The organism is Candidatus Lokiarchaeota archaeon (assembly GCA_014730275.1).
Classification (GTDB): Archaea; Asgardarchaeota; Thorarchaeia; order Thorarchaeales; family Thorarchaeaceae; genus WJIL01.
In genome coordinates, this window is record WJIL01000026.1 from 1 (window position 1) to 4,059 (window position 4,059).

The window sequence follows — 4,059 nt, forward strand, 5'->3', positions numbered from 1 at the left end:
GAAAAGGAGGACCTTTCGCTGCGGTTCAGCCGGAAGTCGGTGAGTAAGAAGGGAAGGCGTTAAATTCGTCTAGTCATAGTGAGGAAATTGCAATGCAGATAAGCAAAGTAACGCTGAGAGGTTTTAGAAACTTCAAAGACGCAACCATCAACTTATCGCGGAAATCGCTGATTATCGGGTGTAACGAAATAGGCAAGTCCAATATGCTTCATGCACTTCGTATGTTGCTCGATAGGCAGTTATCTCAAGCAGACCTCGAACCGCAAGACTCGGACTTCTATGCTCATGAGGACACCAACGACATTGAGATACTAGTTCAGCTCTCTGGTGTTTGTGAAGACTGCATTTTAGCCAAGCTGCGAGAACACGTTAGTGATGAAGGGACAACCTATCTGGCTTATCAAGCTACTAGGGATCCAATATCCAGGCGTAAGAAATACAGAATCCTCGTGGGTAGGGATATAGACGCGCTTGCAGAAATAGAAACCAGGTTCTATCTTAGGGTCTTAAACCTCGAATTTATGGGTAGTAGGCGTAATCTGTTATCCTTTATAAGAAGAGAGCGGAAGTACCTTCTGCAAGATGCCAGAGAGAATCGTGAGGAAGGAGAGGTTGAAAGAGACAATGAGACACTTGGAAAGATCCAATCCAAGCTTCGGGAGGTCAATGAGGATGTAGCATCACTGGTATATGTGAGTAATGCGACAAATAGCTTGAACGAGGAACTCTATGATCTCTCAATTCAGAACTCTACGCAGGAGGTTGTATTTGATACAGGTGCTGCTGATCCTTCACTGTTTGTTGATGACTTGAATTTAGCTTCGCGAGTTGGCGAGAAGACCCTCGCAATTGGTGGAGATGGAAGGACCAATCAAATTCATCTGGCATTGTGGACGGCAAGGAAGAAAGTGGTTTTAGATCCCGAGGAGGAGCCACTGAGTGTGACAATCTTCTGTATCGAAGAGCCAGAGGCTCATCTGCATCCCCACCAGCAAAGGAAACTTGCGAATTACTTGTCAGACACTCTTGATGCACAAGTAATTATAACTACTCATTCGCCTCAGATAACTTGTGAGTTTTCACCTAACTCTATTATCCGGCTCTACGATAACCGACCCGATACCTTGGCAGCTGGTGATGGCACCAATCCCTTTGTGGAAGAAGCTTTCATAGAGTTTGGTCACCGACTGAGTATTATACCGGCAGAGGCGTTCTTTTCCAGCCTTGTTCTACTCGTGGAGGGGCCATCCGAGGAGTTATTCTACAAGGCACTTGCTGCAAGCATAGGAGTTGATCTTGATAGACTAAATATCAGCATCTTGATGGTCGATGGTATAGGATTCAAGCCTTATGTTAGTCTTCTCAGTTCGCTAAGAATTGGCTACGTTATTCGGACAGACAATGACATATTCAAGATTCCCAAAAAGGACGCCTATCGTTTTGCCGGTGTGCAACGAGGTATTGAGATCTATCGAACCTTCTGTGAGAGGAATGAGGAATTCGAGAGGTTGCTGCAGCTACATGAAGGCAAGCTCGACGGCATAGCATCTCGCCGACCACCTGAGGAGAACCTAGTAGCTGTACATCAGATTATCCATAGACTTGAAGACTTCAATATATTCATAGCGGATGTTGACTTGGAGCATGATCTACATAATGCGCTGGGATCAACTACCGCGGACTTCTTCGATCTTACGGCAGATGAGGAGATAATCCGGCAAATGCAGAAACGAAAAGCTACTTTTATGTTTGATTTCTTGAGAAGTTACTCGGATACTTTGACTGACTTGCGAGATCATTCATTGGCGAAGCCCCTTTTGCGTTGTCAAAAGATTGTGGAGACAGGGTTGTGACCATCACTCCTACGGATGAGCAGTCGAATATAATACGTGAACCGAATAACTGCGTGGTCATTGCAAAACCGGGTAGTGGGAAGACTTTCACGCTGTCGAGAAAGATTGCTGTAATTCTGCCCGAGCTACCGGATTACCGAGGGATTGTAGCAATCTCATACACTAACAAGGCGAGTGATGAGCTTAAGAGGAGGTGTCTATCTAATGGCATAAACAGAAAGGGATCGTTCTTTGGAACCATAGACAAGTTCTTCTTGTCTGAAATCATCATTCCGTTTGGCAATCACGTTTTTGGGTTGTTTCAGCAGGAATTTGATGTCGTGAAGGCAGAAGATGTAGACGAAATCGAGGACGTTGACCCTTTGCAGTCCTTACTTGACGAGGGCGCATATGATAATCTTGTGAAGGCATACATACCATTGTTGCGTCAGTTGTACTCTAAAGGGATAGTTATCCTCGAGACGTTTGGCTTCCTCGCTTTATATGTTTACAGGTCTTCGCGCGCCTGTAGAAGATATTTGAAAGCTAGGTATTCGCACGTGATTGTTGATGAATATCAAGATTGTGGAATTTGGCAGCATATTCTTTTTTCGAGTCTGGTTGATTTAGGGCTCTTTGGAGTCGCGGTTGGAGACCTGGATCAGTCGATTTTTGCCTTCGCAAACAAAGACCCTAGACATCTCGCTCAACTCGCACACGACGAAGATCGATTTATAACTTATCCCTTATCCATAAATCACCGATGTCATCCTTCAATAATAAACTACTCATTGAGATTGCTATCGTCTGCAAGTAGGTTGCTCGAAACTGATGAGATCCACGTCTACGAGAAGCGTATTGACGGCTCCGAAATCGAGATTGGAAAATGGCTTTCTATTTCTATTTCCTGCTTTGTGGATCAACTACAGATTTCTGAGATGAGCAAAGTAGGAATACTGGTTCGAGGAAAACGGACTGGTAACCTTGTGCATCGAAATTTGAGTATTCCACACAAGCCAGTTATCACTACTCCTCTCGATAGGGAAACCAGTTTGTGGGGAGCTCTATTCCGAAAGATTCTTATCCTGATTTTCAGTCAAGAGTTGACCAAGTATGAGCTGGTCGAGGAATATTTGGCCATAGATTTGGAGACCGTAAAGGTCAGAGCTGTTATGAGATCACTGCATCACCTGGAAGAACTTGCGACGACTGATTTGATCAGTTTACGAGAAGCCCAACATAAATTTGTAGAAATCGCAGAGCTGATTCTGCCACGAGCGCGAAACGCTGGAGCTATTAGTAGTCTGCAAACTGTATTGATGTCAGAGTCGCTTTTGGGGTCTTACGCACCACCCGATAGCAGTGAGGTTCAATTGATGACGCTACATAAGGCGAAAGGGCTTGAGTTTGATCTAGTTTTTCATCTTGACTTGTATCGATGGATTCTACCTATGTACAAGGGTGATTATGTGCAAGACTTGAACTTGCACTATGTCGGCATTACGAGGGCAAGGAAATGTTGTGTTCTTTGTACAAGCTCTGAGAGACATAATCGACAGGGAAAACGTGATGCAGAGGATTCAGAATTTCTCCACAGAAATGGCTTAGGATCCTTGCGGTTGCCTGCTCCATTTTGAAATTTTCAGGTAGTCGCTTTGTAAAGTCTTCGCGCTTCTGCCTACAAGCATATCAACCTGACGCCACTATCGCGGTGCACTACGAGCGGGGGGGGATGGGAGTTATGAAAAGTATATCGAGGGCCAGCAGCCCATCCGCGGCGAGGCTTAGTCCCCGTTGGCACTGTTAAACAATAACTAAATCTATACTATAGGAGGAAGAAATGGAAAGCTATAAAAAACCTTGGCGGAGATTCAGGTGTAGTAGCATATGAGATTGGGGGAGATTTCATCAGAGTTCTGTTTCGTGATGGAGCCGTCTATCGTTATACATATTTAAGCGCTGGCTCTAGCAATACAGAGCATATGAAGCAACTAGCTAGAACTGAGCATGGACTCAATTCATTCATCAACAGACACGTCCGTAGGGCATATGCTCGGAAAGAGCGTTAGGCCATAATCGATCTAGTACTTCAACATTATGATTTTGATATGTTCGGATAGAGTCGCTGAAGCTTGTTGCGGGCGGCAGCGACATCGAAAGTCCAATTCACGGTTGCCTTCTGCTCATTGCGAGCTGTTTCCCAAGCTCCAATGCTGCGCTTGAGAGA

At 44.9% G+C, this 4,059-nt stretch carries 2 protein-coding genes; both read left to right on the forward strand.

Translation table 11 applies throughout. The features are described from left to right. The first annotated feature begins 92 nt into the window (after positions 1-92). Entirely contained in the window at positions 93-1,853 is a 1,761-nt protein-coding gene (locus GF309_04220) for an AAA family ATPase (protein ID MBD3157971.1), read from the forward strand. After that, positions 1,850-3,469 carry an AAA family ATPase gene (locus GF309_04225; GenBank protein MBD3157972.1) on the forward strand — a complete coding sequence of 540 codons (1,620 nt, stop codon included), beginning with the start codon at positions 1,850-1,852 and terminating at the stop codon, positions 3,467-3,469. Before GF309_04220 ends, GF309_04225 begins: the two co-directional genes overlap by 4 nt. Positions 3,470-4,059 lie beyond the last annotated feature (590 nt).